This window comes from Chitinilyticum piscinae, from assembly GCF_015223195.1.
GTDB classification, from domain to species: Bacteria; Pseudomonadota; Gammaproteobacteria; order Burkholderiales; family Chitinibacteraceae; genus Chitinilyticum; species Chitinilyticum piscinae.
On the sequence record NZ_JADFUA010000010.1, the window covers coordinates 31013 to 50991 of the forward strand.

23 protein-coding genes are annotated in these 19979 nt (G+C 62.5%); 17 read left to right on the plus strand and 6 right to left on the minus strand.

Annotated features, from left to right (window positions below):
• Positions 1-7: 7 nt before the first annotated feature.
• Entirely contained in the window at positions 8-643 is a 636-nt protein-coding gene (locus INR99_RS14195; protein WP_194117030.1) for an SMI1/KNR4 family protein, read from the minus strand.
• A 113-nt stretch (positions 644-756) separates the two neighbouring features.
• Between INR99_RS14195 and INR99_RS14200 the strand changes: the two genes are divergently transcribed.
• From INR99_RS14200 to INR99_RS14220, 5 genes are all read left to right on the plus strand, one after another.
• A complete protein-coding gene (locus tag INR99_RS14200) occupies positions 757-1326 on the plus strand; it encodes a YqgE/AlgH family protein (RefSeq protein ID WP_194117031.1) in 570 nt (189 codons plus the stop codon).
• A gap of 75 nt (positions 1327-1401) precedes the next feature.
• Entirely contained in the window at positions 1402-1869 is a 468-nt protein-coding gene (gene ruvX, locus INR99_RS14205) for a Holliday junction resolvase RuvX (protein ID WP_194117032.1), read from the plus strand.
• On the plus strand, positions 1862-2824 hold the full coding sequence (locus INR99_RS14210; protein ID WP_194117033.1) for an aspartate carbamoyltransferase catalytic subunit: 963 nt from the start codon (positions 1862-1864) through the stop codon (positions 2822-2824). The genes ruvX and INR99_RS14210 overlap by 8 nt, the downstream gene beginning before the upstream one ends.
• The gene (locus INR99_RS14215) at positions 2824-4098 is read left to right on the plus strand and encodes a dihydroorotase (protein ID WP_194117034.1); all 1275 of its coding nucleotides are present in this window, start codon (positions 2824-2826) and stop codon (positions 4096-4098) included. The genes INR99_RS14210 and INR99_RS14215 overlap by 1 nt, the downstream gene beginning before the upstream one ends.
• A gap of 57 nt (positions 4099-4155) precedes the next feature.
• Positions 4156-4785, plus strand: a complete 630-nt coding sequence (locus INR99_RS14220; RefSeq protein WP_194117035.1) for a 3'-5' exonuclease — start codon at positions 4156-4158, stop codon at positions 4783-4785.
• 128 nt (positions 4786-4913) lie between these two features.
• On the opposite strand, the gene INR99_RS14225 is transcribed toward INR99_RS14220, so the two are convergent.
• Positions 4914-5684 (minus strand): DUF2189 domain-containing protein, encoded by a 771-nt coding sequence (locus INR99_RS14225; protein WP_194117036.1) that lies wholly within the window; start codon positions 5682-5684, stop codon positions 4914-4916.
• A gap of 199 nt (positions 5685-5883) precedes the next feature.
• On the opposite strand from INR99_RS14225, the gene coxB reads away from it, so the two are divergent.
• From coxB to INR99_RS14250, 6 genes are read left to right on the plus strand one after another with little or no spacing between them, the layout of a single operon-like run.
• Positions 5884-6999, plus strand: coding sequence for a cytochrome c oxidase subunit II (coxB, locus tag INR99_RS14230; RefSeq protein WP_228098335.1), 1116 nt, complete (start codon positions 5884-5886; stop codon positions 6997-6999).
• The gene (ctaD, locus tag INR99_RS14235; protein WP_194117037.1) at positions 6999-8618 is read left to right on the plus strand and encodes a cytochrome c oxidase subunit I; all 1620 of its coding nucleotides are present in this window, start codon (positions 6999-7001) and stop codon (positions 8616-8618) included. Before coxB ends, ctaD begins: the two co-directional genes overlap by 1 nt.
• Entirely contained in the window at positions 8611-8703 is a 93-nt protein-coding gene (locus INR99_RS17510) for a cytochrome oxidase small assembly protein (protein WP_228098336.1), read from the plus strand. Before ctaD ends, INR99_RS17510 begins: the two co-directional genes overlap by 8 nt.
• 22 nt (positions 8704-8725) lie before the next feature.
• On the plus strand, positions 8726-9211 hold the full coding sequence (locus INR99_RS14240) for a cytochrome c oxidase assembly protein (RefSeq protein ID WP_194117038.1): 486 nt from the start codon (positions 8726-8728) through the stop codon (positions 9209-9211).
• Positions 9208-9423 (plus strand): DUF2970 domain-containing protein, encoded by a 216-nt coding sequence (locus INR99_RS14245; RefSeq protein ID WP_194117039.1) that lies wholly within the window; start codon positions 9208-9210, stop codon positions 9421-9423. The genes INR99_RS14240 and INR99_RS14245 overlap by 4 nt, the downstream gene beginning before the upstream one ends.
• Entirely contained in the window at positions 9420-10286 is an 867-nt protein-coding gene (locus tag INR99_RS14250) for a cytochrome c oxidase subunit 3 (protein ID WP_194117040.1), read from the plus strand. Before INR99_RS14245 ends, INR99_RS14250 begins: the two co-directional genes overlap by 4 nt.
• Before the next feature lie 12 nt (positions 10287-10298).
• Here INR99_RS14250 and INR99_RS14255 read toward each other — a convergent pair whose 3' ends face one another.
• On the minus strand, positions 10299-10490 hold the full coding sequence (locus INR99_RS14255) for a DUF2909 family protein (RefSeq protein WP_194117041.1): 192 nt from the start codon (positions 10488-10490) through the stop codon (positions 10299-10301).
• 64 nt (positions 10491-10554) lie between these two features.
• Between INR99_RS14255 and INR99_RS14260 the strand changes: the two genes are divergently transcribed.
• From INR99_RS14260 to cyoE, 4 genes are read left to right on the plus strand one after another with little or no spacing between them, the layout of a single operon-like run.
• Complete coding sequence (locus tag INR99_RS14260) at positions 10555-11157, plus strand: SURF1 family cytochrome oxidase biogenesis protein (RefSeq protein ID WP_194117042.1); 603 nt, start codon at positions 10555-10557, stop codon at positions 11155-11157.
• Positions 11151-11603 (plus strand): hypothetical protein, encoded by a 453-nt coding sequence (locus INR99_RS14265; protein ID WP_194117043.1) that lies wholly within the window; start codon positions 11151-11153, stop codon positions 11601-11603. Before INR99_RS14260 ends, INR99_RS14265 begins: the two co-directional genes overlap by 7 nt.
• Entirely contained in the window at positions 11600-12589 is a 990-nt protein-coding gene (locus INR99_RS14270; RefSeq protein WP_194117044.1) for a COX15/CtaA family protein, read from the plus strand. Before INR99_RS14265 ends, INR99_RS14270 begins: the two co-directional genes overlap by 4 nt.
• Positions 12549-13454, plus strand: a complete 906-nt coding sequence (gene cyoE / locus INR99_RS14275) for a heme o synthase (RefSeq protein ID WP_194117045.1) — start codon at positions 12549-12551, stop codon at positions 13452-13454. Before INR99_RS14270 ends, cyoE begins: the two co-directional genes overlap by 41 nt.
• Positions 13455-13479: 25 nt before the next feature.
• Here the strand turns inward: cyoE and INR99_RS14280 are convergent, their stop codons facing one another.
• Genes INR99_RS14280 through INR99_RS14290 form a run of 3 tightly spaced genes read right to left on the minus strand, consistent with a single transcriptional unit; the run spans position 13480 to position 15314 of the window.
• Entirely contained in the window at positions 13480-14688 is a 1209-nt protein-coding gene (locus tag INR99_RS14280; RefSeq protein WP_194117046.1) for a hypothetical protein, read from the minus strand.
• Positions 14689-14691: 3 nt separating this feature from the next.
• Entirely contained in the window at positions 14692-14904 is a 213-nt protein-coding gene (locus INR99_RS14285; RefSeq protein WP_194117047.1) for a DUF2249 domain-containing protein, read from the minus strand.
• Positions 14901-15314 (minus strand): hemerythrin domain-containing protein, encoded by a 414-nt coding sequence (locus INR99_RS14290; protein WP_194117048.1) that lies wholly within the window; start codon positions 15312-15314, stop codon positions 14901-14903. Before INR99_RS14290 ends, INR99_RS14285 begins: the two co-directional genes overlap by 4 nt.
• Before the next feature lie 192 nt (positions 15315-15506).
• Between INR99_RS14290 and INR99_RS14295 the strand changes: the two genes are divergently transcribed.
• Positions 15507-16628: an efflux RND transporter periplasmic adaptor subunit gene (locus tag INR99_RS14295; RefSeq protein ID WP_194117049.1), complete on the plus strand. Its 1122-nt coding sequence runs from the start codon at positions 15507-15509 to the stop codon at positions 16626-16628.
• Between the two features lie 70 nt (positions 16629-16698).
• The gene (locus INR99_RS14300) at positions 16699-19815 is read left to right on the plus strand and encodes an efflux RND transporter permease subunit (RefSeq protein WP_194117050.1); all 3117 of its coding nucleotides are present in this window, start codon (positions 16699-16701) and stop codon (positions 19813-19815) included.
• Positions 19816-19979: the final 164 nt, after the last annotated feature.

A 19979-nucleotide genomic window follows, 5' to 3' on the forward strand; every position in this document is an offset into this window, starting at 1 on the left:
TGCTCCTTCAGTACAGCCATTTGCGCACCAGCACAGCGCCGAAACGCTCGGTCAGCAGCCGCTCGGCAGCGGCATCGTCATCGTGGATCTCGCCCAGAGTGCGGAGCATCAGCGCATCCAGATAGGTCTCCACTTCAGTAAAAAACAGGGTCAGCAACGCATTGTCGTCATGATCGAAGTAATACACTTCACCGCTTTCCCGATGAAAGCAGAACAGATTGCCATTCCCCAGATAATCCCCGAAAGTCACCAGCTCTTCAGCCAGCGCCAGCAGCTCAGGGGCTTCGTCGCACAAATCCGGAAACCCCGGAAAAGCATCCAGCAGCGGCTCGATGGGCGTGTAGCCTGCGGGGGCCACACTGCAGAGGGTTTCGCCCAGCTTGAGCACGCCAAACTGCAGATGCCACTCACGCAAAGCCTGGGGCAAGCGGCAAGCCAGCCGCTGCTCCAGCTCCGCAAGTGCGGCCTCGCTAACCGGAGCCAGCACCGGCGCGGCGGGATGATCACCCCACAGTTCCGCGTAGGCATTGATCGTGCGGCGATACCAGTCCAGGCGGGTAGCGGCGCCTTCCAGCGCTGGCCAGGCCAGCGGCGGGCAGTCGGGAGGAGGCCATTGTTCAGTGTCTGGCAAGAAAGAATCCATGCGAACTCCGGCGTTGATTCGGCTATGCCGCATTGTGCTGGCGATGCCGTATCAGCGGCAAGACCGCCGCGATCGCGCGCAGTTTGCCGGCCGACTGTGCGATAATCCCGCGCATGGAAAAAGCGCAGACCATGAACCTCACCCATCACTTCCTGATCGCCATGCCCGGCCTGACTGACCCCCTGTTTTCCGGGGCACTGGCCTTTGTCTGTGAGCACAGCGAGAAAGGTGCAATGGGCATTATCGTGAACAAGCCGCTGGATCTCACGCTCACGCAGCTGTTCGAGCAGATTGACACCGAACTGCACCGACCGGATGTGGCCGAACAGCAGGTCTGTTTCGGCGGCCCGGTACAGACCGATCGTGGCTTTGTACTGCACAGCCCGCTGGGGAGCTGGCAATCTTCACTCGCGGTGAGCGACGAGCTGGGGCTGACCACGTCCAAGGACATTTTGCAGGCGGTTGGCGAAGGGCACGGCCCGGAACAGCTGATCATCACGCTGGGCTATTCCGGCTGGGAAGCCGGCCAGCTGGAAAACGAAATCGTGCAGAATTCCTGGCTGACCGTGCAGGCCGATCCGGCCATCATCTTTGGCAAGCCCCCGGAAGAGCGCTTCGACGCCGCGCTGGCCTTGCTGGGGGTGAATTACTCGATGCTGTCGCAGGAAGCCGGACATGCCTGAGCGCAATAGCAAAGGGTATCCAGCTCCAAGCCATAAACTCCAACCATTGCAAACACATCCACTAAGGGGTATGCAATGGGCTGCGTAATGGCCTTCGATTTCGGCACCAGCCGCATTGGCGTGGCCATGGGCAGCACCGAGCTGGGTATTGCCCACCCGCTGGAAACCATTGCCGCCGTCGACAACGACACGCGCTTTGCCCGCATCGCGAAACTGCTCAAGGAATGGCAACCCGATACGCTGGTGGTCGGTCTTTCCACGCATGTCGACGGCACCCCCACCGAGATGACGCAGCAGACCACGCGCTTTGCGCGCCGGCTGCACGGCCGTTTCGGGCTGACTACGCTGCTGGTGGACGAACGCCTTTCATCTGCCGCGGCGACCGAGCACCTCAACGAGATCGGCGTGCGTGGCCGCAAGCAGAAACCAGCGCTTGACCAGGTTGCTGCCATGCAGATTTTGCAAACCTATTTTGACACCCCCGACAGTGCGATCGATCCGGCCAGCCGGATGGACGTGCCGCAAGGAGACACCGATGCTTAACCCGCAACTGAATGCGCAGGGCGAGCTGATCCACCTGCTGACAACCGAAGGCCTGTCACGCAAGATCCTCACGCAGATTCTCGACAAAGCCGCCGAATTCGTTGAAGGCGGCGAACTGGTGAACAGGAAATTCACCGATCTGGCCGGAACCTCGGTCTTCAACCTGTTTTTCGAGAACTCGACCCGCACCCGCACCACCTTCGAAATCGCCGCCAAGCGCCTGTCGGCCGACGTGTCGAGCCTGAACATCCAGGCCTCCAGCACCGCCAAGGGCGAAACGCTGCTCGACACCATTCACAACCTCGAAGCGATGGGCGCCAATCTGTTTGTCGTGCGCCATTCCGAGTCGGGCGCGGCCCACCTGATTGCCCGCCACGTGAAGCCCGGGGTCTCGGTGGTGAATGCCGGCGATGGCCGTCATGCACACCCGACACAGGCCATGCTCGACATGTTCACCATCCGGCATTACAAGCAGGACTTCACCAAGCTGCGCGTGGCGATTGTCGGCGACATCCTGCATTCGCGCGTTGCCCGTTCGCAGATTCACGCCCTCTCGACGCTGGGCTGCCCGGAAATCCGCGTGATTGCGCCGAAAACCCTGCTGCCGACCGCCGTCGAACAACTGGGCGTCCACGTCTACCATGACATGGCAGAAGGCCTGAAGGACGTGGATGTCGTCGCGATGCTGCGCCTGCAGAACGAACGCATGAGCGGCGCCTACCTGCCCAGCACGCAGGAATTCTTCAAGTACTACGGTCTCACCGAGGAAAAACTGGCGCTGGCCAAACCCGATGCCATCGTGATGCATCCGGGCCCGATGAACCGCGGCGTGGAGATCGACTCGGTCGTCGCCGACGGCAAACAAGCCGTGATCCTGCCGCAGGTGACCTTTGGCATCGCCGTGCGCATGGCGGTGCTTTCCATCGTGACGGCCAACCAGCGGAGTGCGAAATAATGAAAAACATCCACATCCAGAACGGCCGCCTGGTTGACCCGCTGGCCGGCACCGAGCAACAGGCCGACCTCTTCGTCGCGAACGGCAAGATTGCGGGCATCGGTACTGCGCCGGCCGGTTTTGTGGCTGACGAAGTCATCGATGCCAGCGGCCAAATCGTCGCGCCGGGCCTCGTGGATTTTGCCGCGCGCCTGCGCGAACCGGGCAATGAATACAAGGCAACGCTGGCGTCCGAGATGGCTGCGGCGGTGGCCGGCGGCGTGACCAGCGTGGTCTGCACACCGGATACCGATCCGGCGCTCGATGAAGTCGGTCTGGTTACCATGCTGCGCCAGCGCTCCAAGACACTGGACCTTGCCCGCGTCTACCCGGTCGGCGCGCTGACCGTGGGCCTGAAGGGCAAGCAGATCACCGAGATGGCGCTACTGAAAGACGCCGGCTGCGTGGCGTTTTCGCAAGGCGATGTACCGATTGCCGATCTGCAGGTGCTGTATCGCGCCATGCAATACGCCGCCAACTACGACTTCGAGCTGCGCCTGCGCCCGGAAGAAGCCAGCCTGGTGAACGACGGCGTCGCACACGACGGCCCCTATGCCTCCCGCCTGGGGCTGACCGGCATTCCGGTGATTGCCGAGACCATCGCCATTGCACAGATCCTGCAGCTGGTGAAGGCCACCGGTTGCAAGGTGCACCTCGCCCGCATCTCCAGCGCGGACGGCCTGGCGCTGATCCGTGCGGCCAAGCAGGAAGGCCTACCGCTGACCTGCGATGTGGATATCAACCACATCCATCTGGCCGACGTGGATATCGGTTTCTTCGACTCGCAATTCCGCTTTGACCCACCGCTGCGCGCGGTCTCCGACCGTGACGCGATTGTGGCGGCGCTGAACGATGGCACCATCGACATCATCTGCTCCGACCATGCGCCGGTCGACGACGACGGCAAGCTGCTGCCCTTTGCACAGGCCGAGCGTGGTGCGACCGGTCTGGAGCTGCTGCTGCCGCTGACGCTGGCCTGGGCGAGCCGCAACGGCATCAGCCTGCCGGCCGCACTGGCCAAGATCAGTACCGTTCCGGCCAAGGCGCTGGGGTTCGCAGCGGGCCTGTCGGTCGGCATGCGCGCCGACCTGGTGCTGTTCAATGCCGGTGAAGCCTGGCAAGTCACGCCGGCGGCACTCAAGAGCAGCGGCAAGAACACCCCTTTCCTCAATCACGAAGTGGTCGGCCGCGTGCGCCACACGGTGGTCAAGGGCAAGGTCGTGTACAGCGCCTGAGCATCACAACAAGAGCCCGGCCGCGCGCCGGGCTTTTTGTTTTTTAAGGGTATATCAATGGAAGCAAATAAAAACAACGCTACTAGCCACATACCCAAGCACCAATCCCGCCAGATCCCGCGTGAGGAGCTGAAAACCTATCCGGTCTATCCCGGCCTGCCGCTGGCACAGATCACGCTGGTTCAAACCGCCGAACAGCTCGCCGCCGCACTCGCCGACCTGCAGGCCAGTACGGTCGTCGGTTTTGATACCGAATCACGACCAACCTTTCACCCCGGCCAGAAAAGCGACGGCCCGCATCTGCTGCAGTTGGCCACGGCAAGGCACGCCTGGCTGTTTCCGGTGCTGAACCACAGCTTGCCCGAAGAACTGAAAATGCTGCTGGAGTCGGGAAAGGTCAGTCTGATCGGCTTCGAGACCGGCGAGGATCTCCGGCGGCTACGCGAGCGCCTCGGCGTGCACTGCGCCAGCGTGCTTGACGCCGGCACCTTGTTCGCCAGCGAGAAGCGCATCACGGTCGGCGCGGTGCAGGCTGTCGCTCGTGTATTCGGGCAGTATCTGCGCAAATCGAAAAAGGTGACGACGTCGAACTGGTCGAAGCTGCCCTACAGCGACGCGCAACTGAGTTATGCCGGCAACGATGCCTGGGTGCCGCTGCAAGTCTACTTGGCGCTGCAAGAATGCTGATTCACGGCCAAAGGCCAAACCCAATCGCCATGCATTGAAAAAGGTCGCGCCCCGGAGCGGAGACGCGACCTGCACAGGGGGTGACCGCCCCCGGGTAAACCGTGGCCCGCCATCACGGGCAGAACGGCCTACTTCTCGACCAGATCCTTGTAGGCATACCAGGTGGCATGCCCGAGCCACGGGAAGATCACGATCAATCCGATCATCATCGTGGCAAAACCAATGGCCGTGAGCACCGCCAGCAAGGCTGCCCAGATCAGCATCGGCACCAGATTGTCGCCCACGCTACGCAGACTTACCATCATAGCAGTCACGGCATCAATATCGCGATCAGCAAGCATCGGGATCGATACCGCAGTCAGGGCGAACACCACCAGTGCCAGCACAAAACCCAAGCCGGCCCAGATCAGCGTAAAGGTCAGAAATTCCCCGGTCAGCGCCTGCAGGATCGCATCCATCCCCACTCCGCCTCCGCCATAAAACAGCGCGAAGAGGATGGCCGATGTGCGTTCCCAGGCGATGGCAATCATGCCTAGGCCCACGCCAAAAAATGCCAGCTGGCCGAAGTTGTGTTTCATGTCGCGCAGCGACTGGGCGAACGAGGTTTCGCGCCCTTCATCCCGCTCGCTGGTCAGTTCGTAGATGCCCGCCGCTCCCAGCGGGGCCAGCAGCAGAAATCCCGTCACGAAGGTCGTCAGCAGATAGGGATAGCCTGCGGCCAGCGCCAGCAGGATTGCCCCCACCGCGACCACCAGCACGCCATACGCCAGACTGGGCCCCGGATGACGCATCATGTCCTGCCAGCCGCGCCCCAGCCATTGCAGCGGTCTGCCTGCGTCGATCTTGCGGATGCCCGGCATCTGAAAATGCCGGTCCAGATTGTCCATGTGCAGATCCATGATGCACCTCCTGTTCATCTGCGCAGAAAGTGCGCAGCTTTCTGCTCATTTAGACCAGCTCCGAGCTCTGTGCCTCCCTCCTTCCGACCGACGGTCATTGCTGCAAAGCAGCAAAATAACCCTTCTTATTCAATGGTTTGTATTTGGCAAAGTCTTCGCCTAGCGTGGAAAAACCAACCCGATCCGCAGCGGAGGCTCCATGCAGCAGATCATGCGCGGGCTGCCCATTCTAGCGGTGCCTGCAGCGAATGCAGCAATCTGGGATTTCCAGCCCGCCGTCACGCCGATCGCCCGCGACATCAGCGAGCTACATGTCTGGCTGATGATCGTCATTCTCAGCGTCGCCGCCATCGTGTTTGGCGCCCTGTTCTACGCCATCCTGCGCCATCGCCGCTCGCTGGGACACGAAGCCCGCCCCTTTCACGAAAACACCACCGTCGAGATCGCCTGGACGCTCATTCCTGCCATTATCCTCGCCGTGATGGCCTGGCCGGCTGCCCGGGTGGTGCTGGCACAGAAGGACAATCGTGGCGCCGAGCTGACGATCAAGGTCACCGGCATGCAGTGGCAATGGCAGTACGACTACCTCGACCACGGCTTCGGCTTCAAAAGCCGGCTCGCCACCGAGCGGGCGCAGATCGAGAATTATTCCCCAGGCACCCCGCCCAGAAAATCATCGACGTATCTACTGGAAGTCAACGAACCACTTGTCGTCCCTGTCAATACAAAGGTACGTATTCTGACCACCAGTCAGGATGTCATCCATTCCTGGGGCGTACCGGCCTTTGCGGTCAAACAGGATGCCATTCCCGGCTACATCCGCGATACCTGGTTCCGCGCCGAACAGACCGGCACCTATCGCGGCCAGTGCGTCGAGCTGTGCGGGCGCGATCACGCCTTCATGCCGGTGGTGGTCAAGGTGGTCAGCAAGGATGAATTCCGCAGCTGGGCCAGCGCGCGTCAGGCCCGCCAGCAAGCCGAGGCAGGCAATCCGGACCGAAACTGGACGCGCGAGGAGCTGCTGGCACGTGGCGAGCGCGTTTACGCGGAAAATTGCGCGACCTGCCACCAGCCCCATGGCGAAGGACTCGGTCCATTCCCGGCACTGCACGGCTCGAAGATCGTGAATGGGCCGATCGAGGCACATCTGGCCATCGTGCTGAAAGGCCGCAATGCCATGCCGGCCTGGACCAGCCTCTCCGAGGTCGATATCGCGGCAGTCATCAGCTTCGAGCGCAATGCACTGGGCAATAGCAGGGGTGATCTGCTGCAACCTGCGGTCGTCAAGGCCGCGCGCCAGCAGGAGGGCAAGTGATGAATGATCACACGCATGACAGCAGTCACGCGACAGCCCACGGCTGGCGCCGCTGGCTGTACGCGACCAATCACAAGGACATCGGCACGCTCTACCTGTGCTTTGCCGCCGCAATGTTCTTTACCGGAGGTCTGATGGCGCTGGGCATCCGGCTGGAGCTGTTCCAGCCCGGCCTGCAGTACTGGCACCCCGAGTTCTACAACCAGCTGGTAACCCTGCACGGCGTCATTATGGTGTTCGGCGCCATCATGCCCGCATTTACCGGCCTGGCAAACTGGATGCTGCCGCTGATGCTGGGCGCCCCGGACATGGCCTTTGCGCGGATGAACAATTGGAGTTTCTGGCTGCTACCCCCGGCTGCCGCCCTGCTGCTGATTTCGCTGGTGGTTCCCGGCGGTGCCGCTGCCGCGGGATGGACCTTCTACCCACCCTTGTCCATCCAGGGTGGCATGGGGATGGATCTGGCCATTTTTGCCATTCATCTGCTTGGCATCAGCTCGATCATGGGCTCGATCAATATCGTCGTCACGGTGCTGAACATGCGTGCGCCCGGGATGACGCTGCTGAAGATGCCGCTCTTTGCCTGGACCTCGCTGATCACGGCCTACCTGCTGATCGCAGTAGCGCCGGTACTCGCCGGTGCCGTGACCATGCTGCTGACCGACCGTCACTTCGGCACGCATTTTTTCAAGGCTGCCGGTGGTGGTGATCCGGTGTTGTTCCAGCACATTTTCTGGTTCTTCGGCCATCCGGAGGTCTACATCATGGCGCTGCCGGCATTCGGCATCGTCAGCCAGATCATCCCGACCTTCGCACGCAAGCCGCTGTTCGGTTACGTGTCGATGGTTTATGCCACCTGCGCCATCGGCATTCTGTCTTTTCTGGTCTGGGGGCATCACATGTTCGCCGTCGGCATGCCGGCAGTGACCCAGCTCTTCTTCATGTTCATGACCATGCTGATCGCCGTCCCCACCGGCGTAAAGGTATTCAACTGGATCGCCACCATGTGGCAGGGCAGCATGAGCTTCGAAACCCCGATGCTGTTTGCGGTGGGCTTTGTCTGCCTGTTTACCGTTGGCGGTTTTTCCGGGCTGGTGCTCTCGGTCGCCCCGGTCGACACGCAGATGCAGGACACGTACTACGTGGTGGCCCATTTCCACTATGTGCTGGTGGCCGGCGCCTTGTTCAGCCTGTTTGGCGCGGTGTACTACTGGCTGCCGAAGTGGTCCGGCAACAACTACTGCGAACCACTGGGCAAGCTGCATTTCTGGTGGTCGATGATCGCCTTCAACATCACGTTCTTCCCGATGCATTTCCTGGGGCTGGCCGGCATGCCGCGGCGCATTCCCGACTACGCGCTGCAATTCACCCACTTCAACCAGCTCGCTACCGTCGGCGCCCTGTTATTCGGGCTGGCCCAGATACTGTTCATCTACAACGTTGTCCAGTGCATCCGGGCACGCTACGGGCCGGCAGACGAACGTCCGTGGGATGGGGCCCATACGCTGGAATGGGACGTGCCGACTCCGGCTCCGCATCACACCTGGGAGAGCCCGCCGGATATCGCGCTGGTGCGCAAGGGCTTGCGCGCCCAGGCGCTGGAGCATGGCCATGAGTAAGAATTTGCGTACCGCACTCTGGCTGGTCCTGCTGGCGCTGTTTTTCTTTGTTGCCAGCATCGTCCGGCAACTGGCCGGGGGCTGACATGCGCGGCGCGGAGCTACAAATGCGTAACCGCCGGCTAGCCTGGAAGCTGGGGCTGACCGCACTGATCATGTCCGGCTTCGGGCTGGCGCTCGCGCCGCTGTATGACCGGCTGTGCCGCGTGCTCGGACTGGATCGTGCCCGCGCGGAACTGGCCAGCAGCAGCGAGGTGCTTCGCGTTGAATTCGACACCAATGTCGCCGCCGGCCTGCCCGTCCGTTTTACCGCCCTGACACCCGTAACCGTGATGCACCCGGGCAGCCGGCTGCAGGGGCGCTTTCTGCTGGAAAACTACGGCAAGCACCCGGTCACGATCCGGGCAATCCCGAGTTTTGCGCCGCTACGCGCTGCAGGTGTGCTGCACAAGATCGATTGCTTCTGCTTTAACGGCATGACGCTGGCGGCAGGCGAGACCCGCGAAGTCAGCGTCTTGCTGCAAGCCGGCCCACTCCCCGAAGGACTGGGGGCCGCAACGCTGTCATACGTCCTGCAGGGAGAAGCAACATGATGCGGGCACTGCAGACGGTACTAGCGGCACTGTTTGGCGTACAGAGCCGCCGGGCGGCTTCCGGCGCCGTCAAACCCTGGCAGTTGCTGCTGGCAGCATGCTTGCTGCTGGTACTGCTGGGTTGTGCCGTACGCTGGCTGGCTGGCTGGCTGGCCAACGAACAGGCGTCATCCCGACCGGCTGGGACACCCGCCACAGGAGATCGGCCATGAATGTCGAAAAAGGTCTGCACGACGCACACTATTTCGTTCCCGCACCATCACGCTGGCCAGCGGTTGGTGCGATTGCGCTGTTCTGCCTGGGGCTGGGCGCGGCACTCGCCATCAACGCCGTGCCCGCTGGCTGGCTACTGCTGGCGAGCGGCGGCGGGCTCTTGCTGTGGATGCTGTTCGGCTGGTTTGGCGACGTGATCGCCGAGAGCGAAAGCCATGCCTATGGCCCGCAAGTGGGCTGGTCGTTCCGCTGGGGGATGGCCTGGTTCATTTTCTCGGAAGTGATGTTCTTTGCCGCGTTTTTCGGGGCGTTGTTCTACACCCGCAGCATCGCCGTTCCGGAACTCGGCGGAAGCGGGCTAAGCCATGACTTGCTGTGGCCACGGTTTTCCGCCGAGTGGCCACAACAGACCGGCCCCTCGGTAGCCAGCTATACACCAATGGGCGCTCACGGTATTCCGTCGATCAATACCGCCATCCTGCTCAGCTCGGGCGCGACGCTGACCTGGGCACACTGGGCGCTACTCAAGGGGCAGCGACTGCAACTCATCAGCGGGCTGGTCATTACCGTATATCTCGCCGCGCTTTTCCTGGCGCTGCAGGCCGCCGAATACCACCACGGGTTTGCCGAACTGAATCTCACACTGGCTTCCGGTGCCTACGGCGCGACCTTTTACCTGCTGACCGGCTTTCACGGCCTGCACGTGCTGGTGGGATCATTGCTGCTGTGTGTGATCCTGGCCCGCAGTGCGCGGGGCGACTTTGACGAGCGCCATCACTTTGCCTTTGAAGCCGCAGCCTGGTACTGGCACTTCGTCGATGTGGTCTGGCTGCTGCTGTTTGTGACGGTGTACTGGCTATGACTGCAAGCAGCGTCAGCCCCCGGCCAGCCAGCCCAGCCTGGAGGCCAGCAGAATCAGGGCAAACAGCCCCAGCGACAGCAATACACGCCAAGTCAGCGTGCGCGCCAAAGCCTGCGGCTGTGCATTCCCGCGGATCAGCTGGACAAAACCACGCGCGAGCAAGGCGATGATGAGCAGCAGAATAAGCAGCAGCAACACTTTCATGACGGCACCTCCTGCCTCCCATGCTAGTCCTGTCCGGCCACGGCGCCAAGCGGCCCTGCTTTGCATGGCAGCACTGATTGTGTTCACGCTGCTCCTGGGGGGCTGGCAAACCCAACGGGCTCTGGTGCGAATCGCGCAGGAGCGCGCGACACCCGCGCCCCCAGCTCACTGGCGGCACGGCGCCCCTCCCGTACCCGCCAGCCTGCTGCTGGCTGGCCAGTGGCGCAGCGAATCCTGCCTCGAGGTCGGACCGCAATGGCGGCAAGGCCGCGCCGGCCACTCGCTGGTCTGCCCGCTGCAACTGGAAGATGGCCTGCTGCTGCTCGTCAATCTCGGCTGGCTGCCGCAAGGCAGCCGCGCGCCAGCACTACCCCCATTGCCACTGGCCGTCCATACGCAGCCTTGGCCGCGCTATCTGGAGCTGGCCGAATCCCCCCCTCGCGGGCGGGTGTTCCAGAATCTTGACCCGCTGCGCTTTGCCCTCTGGTCGAAATTGCCAGAGCCCGCCGGCTATGCGGTCGTGGCATTTCCGGCGGCACCACTGCAAAGCAGCCCGCGCCGCGAACCGCTGCCCTCCTGGCGCCACTGGGGCTATGCGTTAAGCTGGTTTGCCATGAGTGCGTGCGGCATGGCGCTATGGCTACGGCTGCGCAAGGAGGCATGGTGAACCCGAAAATGACGCTAACACTGCTCTTCGGGCTGAGTGCCCTGCCGATACTGGCAGCGCAGTTGCTGTATGTGCATTACCGGAACAATCCGCGTCCGGCCAGCCATACGGTCGGGCAATTGCAGATTGCGCCCGTCGCCGCTGCTGACCAGCACTGGCGCCTGCAAGTCGAACCCGACTGCAGTGCAGGTTCTGTCAGCGCCCAGCGGCTGGAACAAGCGCAGCGGATTGGGCGCAGTCTCGGGGCAAAACGCGCGCTGCCGGTGCTGGCGGCAGCAGCCTGCCGGAATAATGGCCCGGCCGGACTGACGCTGGTTGATCCGCGGGGAAACAGTGTGTTGTTCTACTCGGCGCAGCAGCTGGATGACCCGCAGCTTCGCAAGGCTGTTCTTGCCGAAATCGGCCAGGTATTGCGCAACAACCCAATCACCGGAGAGAGGCCATGAAACGGCTGCTACTCAGCCTGATTGCACTGTGCTGGCTGCTGATCATGCTGGGTGCCTTTGTGCGGCTGTCCGATGCCGGGCTCGGCTGCCCGGACTGGCCAACCTGCTATGGGCATCTGTATTTGCCCGATGAGCATCACGAAATTGCCGCAGCCAGCCAGCAGTTCGGGCAGGCTGTTGATCCGTCGCGGGCATTCAAGGAAATGCTGCACCGCTATGTTGCAGGTAGCCTCGGCCTGCTGTTGCTGGTGGTCGTGTTCGGCGGCTGGCGCACCGGCTGGCCACGCCTGCCGCTGCTGTTGCCCTGCATCATTGTTCTGGGACAAGCGTTGCTGGGGATGTGGACCGTCACGGAAAAACTGATGCCTGCCGTTGTAACGGCTCACCTGCTGGGTGGCATGCTGCTGCTGGCCAGTCTGGTCTGGCTGGGCGCACGCAGCAACACACTCCCCTCTTCCCCGTCAGGCTCCGTTAGCGCGGGATGGCTGGTTGCAGCTGTCTTGCTGCAAATCATGCTGGGGGGGTGGGTATCCAGTAATTATGCCGGGCCGGCATGCGCCGATTTCCCGCTCTGCCAGGGTGAACTGCTGCATGGCAATGGCCTGCTGCAAGCACTTGATCCGGCCCGACCGCTGGGGCTGAATTCCGACGGCAGCATCATCCGGCTGGAGCAGCTCGCCGCCATCCATACACTGCATCGCGCCGGTGCGCTGCTGGTGCTGCTCTGCGGACTGTGGCAGGGGCTGCGGCTGTGGCAATCCAGGCGGCAAGAACTGGCACTGTTGCTGGTCGCACTGCTGGCAGGGCAGGTTCTGCTGGGCATCCTCAACGCCCTGTGGGCACAACCACTGCTGCTGGCTGTGTTGCATAACGGGCTGGCAGCACTGCTGCTGGCACTGTCGGTCTGGCTGGCCGCCCGGCCAGCCCCAATCCGGGAGAACCTCCATGAGCTCGCTGGCCCTGTCATCCCGGCTGCACCTCGCTGAATACTGGCAACTCGGCAAGCCGCGTGTGGTTGCGCTCATCGTGTTTTGCGCGCTGGCCGGCATGCTGCTGGCGCCACTGCCGGCACACCCCACCCGCCTGCTGCCGGCATTGGCCGGAATCGCGCTGCTGGCCACGGCGGCGGCGGCGGCCAACTGCCTGTTCGAGCGTGATCGCGACGCGCAAATGCGGCGCACCAGCCAGCGCCCGCTGGTACGCGGCTCACTGGCCCCCGCTGGTGCAGCCGGCTATGCATTGCTGTGTCTGCTGGCCGGCAGCGCGCTGCTGGCATTGCACGGTTGGCTGCTGCTGACCCTTACGCTGGCCACTGCGGCAGCGTACAGCATCGTCTACACCCGCTGGCTGAAACCTGCCAGCCCGCAAAATATCGTCATCGGCGGCGCAGCCGGTGCCATGCCGCCGCTTCTGGGCTGGGTCGCCGCCACCGGTCACCTCGACCCGGAGGCGCTGAGCCTTTTCCTGATCATCTACGCCTGGACGCCGCCGCACTTCTGGGCGCTGGCGCTGTATCGCCGCGACGATTATCTGCGTGCAGGCCTGCCGATGCTGCCCGTGACCCATGGCCCGGCCTTCACCCGGCTCAGTATCCTGCTCTACAGCGTGCTGTTGCTGGCAATCAGCACAATGCCCTTCGGGCTGGGGCTGGGCAATTGGCTCTATCTGGCAGGAGCCATACTACTTGGAGCACGTTTTCTGCAACTGGCATGGCGCCTCTACAGCCACAGCGATGATAGCGATGCCCGCGTGCTCTTTCGCTTTTCCATCCGCTACCTTGGCTGGCTGTTTGCACTACTGCTCGCCGAACACTGGCTGATCATCATGCAGGTATTGCCTTATAAGCCATGAAAAACAAGGAATAGATAGCAATACCCTAGACCACCAGCGCCGCAACGGCCTTGCAGCAGGCCTGCCGGAGCATGCCCAGCAGCAGGAGTGCATATACGAGCAGCACGCCCCCAGCCGCGGTCGCGGCAACGCCCCCCCAGGGCCAGCACAGGCCGGCAACCAGCGCCAGCCAGCCCAGGTACTTCAGCCAGCGTTCGGGAAACAGCTGCCCCATATGGCGCAGCGGCCCGGCCAGAGGACGCTGACGACGGTAATCCAGCCACAGCAGAAACGGAATGATCTTGCCCAGCATGGCGGTAAAAATCGGCAATAGTCCGCCCAGCAGGAACTGCCCGCCAAGCACCACGGCATCAAGGATTCCGTCCTCTGCCTGCCAGGGGCTCAGGCCGAACACCAGCAACAGATTCAGTCCCCCCCAGGCCCACAGCCAGCGCGCCGGATCGACGCAGCGCTTGCTCTGCTGCAACAAGCGCCACAGTGGCAGCACCAGCGCCGCAGCAGGCAAAACCAGCAACGGCATCAAGACCGGCCAGCACAGCATCGCCAGCAGCAGCAAAAATGTGCCGGGAACCAGCAGTCGCACCAGCTTCGCCGGCCAGGGCGGCGTCACCAGAAACATCGGTACTACCGTCACTGCCACACTGGTCAGCAGCATGCCGGCCCAGCCCGCACTCCCCCACAGCACATGCTGGCGCAGCAGCGCCGCAAAGGGCAAGGCGGCACCGCGCGTCAGAACCAGGACCAGTGCACTACCCAACAATACTGTTGTCACCAGCGCGAGCACACTGAAGGCCAGCCCGGTGCTGGTCGGATCACAGGCAGGGCTGCGACACAGACGCACGAAAAGCCAGCCGGCCAGCGGCAGCAACGTCAGCGACAGGCTCAGTGCCGCCCCCTGCAGCAGCAACGGCTGCATGAACCACAGTCCCGCCACCAGCAAGGCCACGCCCAGCTGCAGCCCCAGCCACACCATCAAGCCCGCCAGCCCGGCTCTGGCCGCTCGCACCCCGGCAACCACCGCGGCCACCTGCAGTAGCGCCCCCAACATGATGTTGCCGGCAAAACCCAGCATCAGGGCATGGGTCAGCGCCAGCGCTTCCGGGGCATGCCGGCTGGACAACACCGTTGAGGGCTCAAGCAGAAACAGCACGCCAGCCAGCAGCAGCCACAGTGGCGCAGTACGGAAAAAACGCAGCGGCACTGCCAGTGGCAGGCTGAATTCGGGGTTGATCATCCGCTACTGCCGCACAATCCGCACCAGCGCCGTCCCATCTGCCTGCTCGGTGGTATCCCAGCAGCACGGCCGCAATGTCAGATGATCGAACAAGGGGTATGGCACATGCGGCAGGCGGAATGTGGCGACTTCATCGGGCTCGGCAGCATCCAGCCAGACCAGAATCCGTTCCAGCGGTTCGGGAGGCGCAAGCCCGCACAGGTCGGTGACATTCATGGCAGCTCCTGCAGACAATCCGGAACGGTGCGATCACACATCGGGTAGAGGATGTTCTCTTCCTTGAGATTGTGCTGCTGCAGCAGGATCAGCAGTGTTTCACAGCAGCCGGCAAAGTCATCGGCATCCCGCGCAGCAAGCGCCTCGCCCAGCCCAGCCATCAGACTGCGTGCCTCGGCGTGCTCCATGCGCATGACCTGAGTCGGGCCACCGCTCATGCCGGTCGCCGCCTCGAAAGCAGGAAAGAGCGACTCCTCTTCCAGCCGGAAATGCGCCTCGGTGTCACTGATAAAGGATTGCGTCACACTGGCACAGGCAGCCCAGTCCCGGCGCCGGGCAGCAGCTTCCGCGCTGGCCAGCAGGCTGTCGCAGTCGCGATGCTGTTGCTGCAATACGGCAGTAATGGTCATGGAGCCTCCGGTATGACGATCAGCAAAAGCTCAAGGTAGCGCCAGAGCTGCCCGATCCGCTTGACGGGAATCAAGCGCATGCGACAGCCCAGACAAGCCGGACCAGCAAGTTAGCAAGAGCGGTACAGCAGCCAGAGACGGAATCGATTAACGTGCCAGCATTCCGATTTGTCCCAGCCTGCAGGATTACGCATGACTCCCCGCTTTCGCCCCCGCACCTACTGGTTTTTTGGCGCCGGCCTGCTCACGCTGGCCATCGGCAGCTGGCTGCTGCTGAAGCCGGCCACCAGCACCGCAACGGCCAGTGCACCTGTGGTGCGGCCACTGGAGCTGGCAGCCGCCGATCTCGCTCGTGTTACTCGGGGTCCGTTTGCCCGCTCGCTGACGCTGGCAGGCGAACTGCAAGCCGTACGCCAGACCGTGCTCAATGCGCAAATCGAAGGGGAAATCGAGCAAGTGCTGGTACGCGCCGGCGAGCCAGTCAAGGCCGGGCAACCGCTGGCGCGCTTTGCCACGCGCGACTTGGCGCAGAAGGTCGCGGTGCAGGAAGCCTTGCTGGCCAAAAGCCGCGAACAGCTGCAGCAGCAGCAGAAGGTCGAGGCGCGCAACCGCCAGCTTCTGGAGCAGCGCTTCATCTCGCAGAACGCGTTCGACGCGACACAGAGCCAGTCGGCGGTCTTGCAGACCGAGCTCAAGGCCAGCATCGCCGAGCTGCAGCTAGCGCGACAGGCCTTGGGCTATGCCACCGTGAGCGCGCCCTTTGCCGGCATCGTGGCAGAACGCGCCATCGATCCGGGCCAGCATGTCGGGATGAATGCACGCCTCTTCAGCCTGGTCGACCTTGATGAACTGGAGCTGGCCCTACAGGTGCCGGTACGGGCGCTCGCCGCCATTCAGCCCGGCCAGACCGTACGCTTCACTGTCGAAGGCTTTGCCCAGTCTTTCACCGGCAAAGTCGCCCGTATCGCGCCGCAGGCCGATGCCAGCCGCAGCGTGCCGGTCTATGTGCGCGTCGACAACCGCAACGGCCCGCTCAAGGGTGGCATGTACGCGCAGGCACAGCTCGATCTGGCTGCCACCGCCGATGCGCTCAGCGTGCCGCAGGCCGCAGTGCGCGACGAGCAGGGCGCGACCGTCGTCTACGCCGTGGAAAACGGCAAGGTCATGCGCCGCAAGGTCGAAGTGATCGATAGCAACCCCTCAACCGGCATGGTGGCCATTGCCAGCGGCCCGGCGGCAGGGGCACTGGTGCTGCGTATTGCTCCGCCGGGACTTGGCGATGGCCAGACAGTGCACCTCCCCAAAGAGCACTAAATACATCACGCCGTATTGCCGTACAGGCATTTATTAGTAATGCATAGCGGGATATACCCGGAGCTTTGCCATGTGGTTTACCGAAGTCAGCCTGAAAAACCCGGTGTTTGCGACCATGATGATGCTGTCGCTGTTCGTGCTGGGGCTGTTTTCCCTGCAGCGTCTGCCGGTTGAAGAATTTCCCGATGTGAAATTCCCGGTGGTATTCGTGCAGACCAGTTATCCGGGGGCCGGGCCGGAGGTTGTGGAGTCCGAAGTCACCCGCAAGGTCGAAGAAGCCATGAACACCGTAGGAGGCCTCACGCAGCTGTATTCGCACAGCTATGAAGGCGTATCGGTGGTCATCGCCGAATTCGATCTGAGCGTTGACCCGACCAAGGCCGTGCAGGATGTACGCGAGAAAATGGCCGGCGTAACGCCGCTGCTACGCCGCGAAGTCGAAACACCCGTCATTCAGCGCTATGACCCGACTGCGCGGCCGATCGTGTCGCTGGCCATCAGCAGTGACCGGCTGGGGGCGCGCGAGTTGACAACCCGCAGCGAACAGCTGATCAAGAAGCGCTATGAAACAGTCCGCGGCGTCGGGCGGGTCGAGCTCATCGGCGGTCGCAGCCGGGCGGTGGAAGTGCAGCTCAAGCCAGCCGAACTGGCCGCGCGCCAGCTCACGGCCACCGACATCATCAACACCATCAAGCTGGAAAATGCCGAGCTGCCAGTCGGCACGCTGGAATACCAGCAACAGGAGCGACTGGTTCAGATCCGCGGCCGGCTTAAAACTCCCACGGACTTTGGCAATCTGGTCGTCGCTCAGCGTCAGGGCAGCCCGGTGTACCTGCGCGATGTCGCCAGCGTACGTGACGGGCAGGCCGAACAGGAATCGCTGGCACTGGTGAACGGCAAGCCGGCACTCTCGCTGGATATCGTGAAAATTGACGGCGCGAATACGGTGCAGGTGAGCGATGACGTGCGAGCCATGACCGACGAACTCAACAATGCGCTTGCCACCGAAGGAATCAGGATCACGGTATTGAACGACACCTCTACCGGTATCCGCAATTCGCTGAAAGACGTCCGCACGACCATGCTGGAAGGGGCCGCGCTGACCGTGCTGATCGTATTTCTGTTCCTTGGCTCGTGGCGTTCGACGGTGATTACCGGACTGACGCTGCCCGTTGCGCTGATCGGTGCCTTCTGGGTGCTTAGCCTGGCCGGTTTCACCATCAATGTGATGACGATGATGGCGCTGTCGCTGTGCGTGGGGCTGCTGATCGACGATGCCATCGTGGTGCGCGAGAACATTGTCCGGCACGCCGCGATGGGTAAAAGCCACTTTCAGGCGGCCCTGGACGGCACCCGCGAGATCGGCCTGGCCGTGCTGGCCACCACCTCGACCATCGTTGCCGTCTTCCTGCCGGTCGGCTTTATGGGCGGGATCATCGGCCAGTTTTTCCACCAGTTCGGCCTGACCGTATGTGCCGCCGTGCTGATTTCGATGTTCGTCTCGTTCACGCTGGATCCGATGCTCTCCTCGGTCTGGCCTGACCCGCATGTGCACGGCGGTAAGAGGCCACTGGGGCGCCTGCTGGACTGGTTCGAGGACGGCATGGACAAGGCCGGGAAACTGTACAGCAGGGTCATTGCCTGGAGTCTGGCGCACCGCAAGAGTGTGCTGGCCATCGGGCTGGGCAGCCTGGTCGCCGCCTTCATGCTGGCGCGCTTCATCGGCAGCGAATTCGTTCCGAAATCCGATCTCTCTCGGCTGGCCATCAACTACAGCGTGCCCGTGGGCTCGGCACTGGATTACACCGCCGAGAAAACCCGCCAGATTGACGCGGCCATGCGCGAGTTTCCGGAAGTGATCCAGACTTATGCCACCCTGAATGCTGGTGAAGGCGGCAGCAAACACGACGGACGCTTGACACTGATCCTGAAGCCCCGCAAGGAACGTGAGCGGTCGCAAGCCGAACTGATTCCACTTCTGCGTGAACGGCTTTCCCGGATTGCCGGCGTCACCATCAGTGATATCAGCAGCCTGGGAGGTGGTGGGCCGGACCAGAAACCGATCGCGATCTCGCTGCAGGGCAGCGATCTGAAAGAGCTGGAACGACTGAGTCTGGATTTTGCAGACAAGCTGGCCAGGATTCCCGGCGTCGTCGATGTGGAGTCAACCCAGAAGCCAGGCAAGCCTGCGCTCAATGTCGAGATCGATCGTCCGCTCGCGGCAGATCTTGGCCTCTCTCTCACCAGCATCGGTAACGCCCTGCGCCCACTGGTCGCCGGGGAAAAGGCGACGACCTGGCAAGCGCCGGATGGCGAAAACTACGACGTGATCGTGCGCCTGCCTGCCGACGCCCGCCAGACCGGAAATCAGCTGGAAAGCATCTATCTGCCTTCCTCCCGCACGGATGCGAACGGCAAGCCCGTGCTCGTTCCCCTCTCCAGCGTGGCCGAGCTGAAAAGCAATGTGAGCCCGGTGCAGGTGAACCGCCGTGCCATGCAGCGCGAAGTGTGGATCACCGCCAACGCGAGCGGCCGGACGACCGGTGAAATCCAGGCGGACATCCAGAAGCTGAAAAATAGCTTCAAGCTGCCTCCGGGCTATCGTTTCGACGAACAGGGCGATGCCAAGGACATGGCCGAATCCGCCAGCTACGCAGTTGCCGCATTGGCGCTGGGCGTGATCTTCATTTACATGATTCTGGCCTCCCAATTCGGCAGCTTCCTGCAACCCCTGGCCATCATGACCTCGCTACCCCTGTCGATCATAGGCGTGCTGCTGGCATTGCTGCTGTGGCGCAGTACGATGAACATCTTTTCGGTCATCGGCATCATCATGCTGATGGGGCTGGTCACCAAAAATGCCATTCTGCTGGTCGATTTCGTAAACCACCTGCGCCAGCAAGGCTACCAGCGCGCAGCCGCGATTGCCGAGGCCGGCCGGGTACGTTTGCGCCCGATCCTGATGACCACGGCGGCAATGGTAGTCGGCATGTTGCCACTCGCACTGGCGATTGGTGAAGGTGCCGAAGCACGGGCGCCGATGGCTCATGCCATTATCGGCGGCCTGATCACCTCGACACTGCTGACGCTGGTGGTCGTACCGGTCGTGTTCACCTACCTGGATGATCTTGGCTGCTGGCTGCTGCGCCGCTGGCGCAAGGATTCATCAGTACCGAGGGTATCCTGACCCAGCCACTACTATACAAGACACCTACGAGCATACCCGTAGGATAAAAATTGCAACCGGATTCATCTGGCGCCACGCACAACCTGCCCCTCTTCCTAAAGCCGGGGATGAATTGGCCGAAATTGCAGCTATGCTGAAACAGCAATCGCCGCAATATTTCGGAA

Excerpts from the sequence above, each read along its gene's own strand:
- ctaD (WP_194117037.1), top strand. The coding sequence starts at position 6,999 with ATGAATGATCACACGCATGACAGCAGTCACGCGACAGCCCACGGCTGG.
- ruvX (WP_194117032.1), top strand. The coding sequence starts at position 1,402 with ATGGGCTGCGTAATGGCCTTCGATTTCGGCACCAGCCGCATTGGCGTG.
- INR99_RS17510 (WP_228098336.1), top strand. The coding sequence starts at position 8,611 with ATGAGTAAGAATTTGCGTACCGCACTCTGGCTGGTCCTGCTGGCGCTG.
- INR99_RS14280 (WP_194117046.1), bottom strand. The coding sequence starts at position 14,688 with ATGATCAACCCCGAATTCAGCCTGCCACTGGCAGTGCCGCTGCGTTTT.
- INR99_RS14200 (WP_194117031.1), top strand. The coding sequence starts at position 757 with ATGGAAAAAGCGCAGACCATGAACCTCACCCATCACTTCCTGATCGCC.
- INR99_RS14265 (WP_194117043.1), top strand. The coding sequence starts at position 11,151 with ATGGTGAACCCGAAAATGACGCTAACACTGCTCTTCGGGCTGAGTGCC.
- INR99_RS14290 (WP_194117048.1), bottom strand. The coding sequence starts at position 15,314 with ATGACCATTACTGCCGTATTGCAGCAACAGCATCGCGACTGCGACAGC.
- INR99_RS14295 (WP_194117049.1), top strand. The coding sequence starts at position 15,507 with ATGACTCCCCGCTTTCGCCCCCGCACCTACTGGTTTTTTGGCGCCGGC.
- INR99_RS14220 (WP_194117035.1), top strand. The coding sequence starts at position 4,156 with ATGGAAGCAAATAAAAACAACGCTACTAGCCACATACCCAAGCACCAA.
- INR99_RS14285 (WP_194117047.1), bottom strand. The coding sequence starts at position 14,904 with ATGAATGTCACCGACCTGTGCGGGCTTGCGCCTCCCGAACCGCTGGAA.
- INR99_RS14225 (WP_194117036.1), bottom strand. The coding sequence starts at position 5,684 with ATGGATCTGCACATGGACAATCTGGACCGGCATTTTCAGATGCCGGGC.
- INR99_RS14255 (WP_194117041.1), bottom strand. The coding sequence starts at position 10,490 with ATGAAAGTGTTGCTGCTGCTTATTCTGCTGCTCATCATCGCCTTGCTC.
- INR99_RS14215 (WP_194117034.1), top strand. The coding sequence starts at position 2,824 with ATGAAAAACATCCACATCCAGAACGGCCGCCTGGTTGACCCGCTGGCC.
- INR99_RS14300 (WP_194117050.1), top strand. The coding sequence starts at position 16,699 with ATGTGGTTTACCGAAGTCAGCCTGAAAAACCCGGTGTTTGCGACCATG.
- INR99_RS14245 (WP_194117039.1), top strand. The coding sequence starts at position 9,208 with ATGATGCGGGCACTGCAGACGGTACTAGCGGCACTGTTTGGCGTACAG.
- INR99_RS14195 (WP_194117030.1), bottom strand. The coding sequence starts at position 643 with ATGGATTCTTTCTTGCCAGACACTGAACAATGGCCTCCTCCCGACTGC.
- coxB (WP_228098335.1), top strand. The coding sequence starts at position 5,884 with ATGCAGCAGATCATGCGCGGGCTGCCCATTCTAGCGGTGCCTGCAGCG.
- cyoE (WP_194117045.1), top strand. The coding sequence starts at position 12,549 with ATGAGCTCGCTGGCCCTGTCATCCCGGCTGCACCTCGCTGAATACTGG.
- INR99_RS14270 (WP_194117044.1), top strand. The coding sequence starts at position 11,600 with ATGAAACGGCTGCTACTCAGCCTGATTGCACTGTGCTGGCTGCTGATC.
- INR99_RS14240 (WP_194117038.1), top strand. The coding sequence starts at position 8,726 with ATGCGTAACCGCCGGCTAGCCTGGAAGCTGGGGCTGACCGCACTGATC.
- INR99_RS14260 (WP_194117042.1), top strand. The coding sequence starts at position 10,555 with ATGGCAGCACTGATTGTGTTCACGCTGCTCCTGGGGGGCTGGCAAACC.
- INR99_RS14210 (WP_194117033.1), top strand. The coding sequence starts at position 1,862 with ATGCTTAACCCGCAACTGAATGCGCAGGGCGAGCTGATCCACCTGCTG.
- INR99_RS14250 (WP_194117040.1), top strand. The coding sequence starts at position 9,420 with ATGAATGTCGAAAAAGGTCTGCACGACGCACACTATTTCGTTCCCGCA.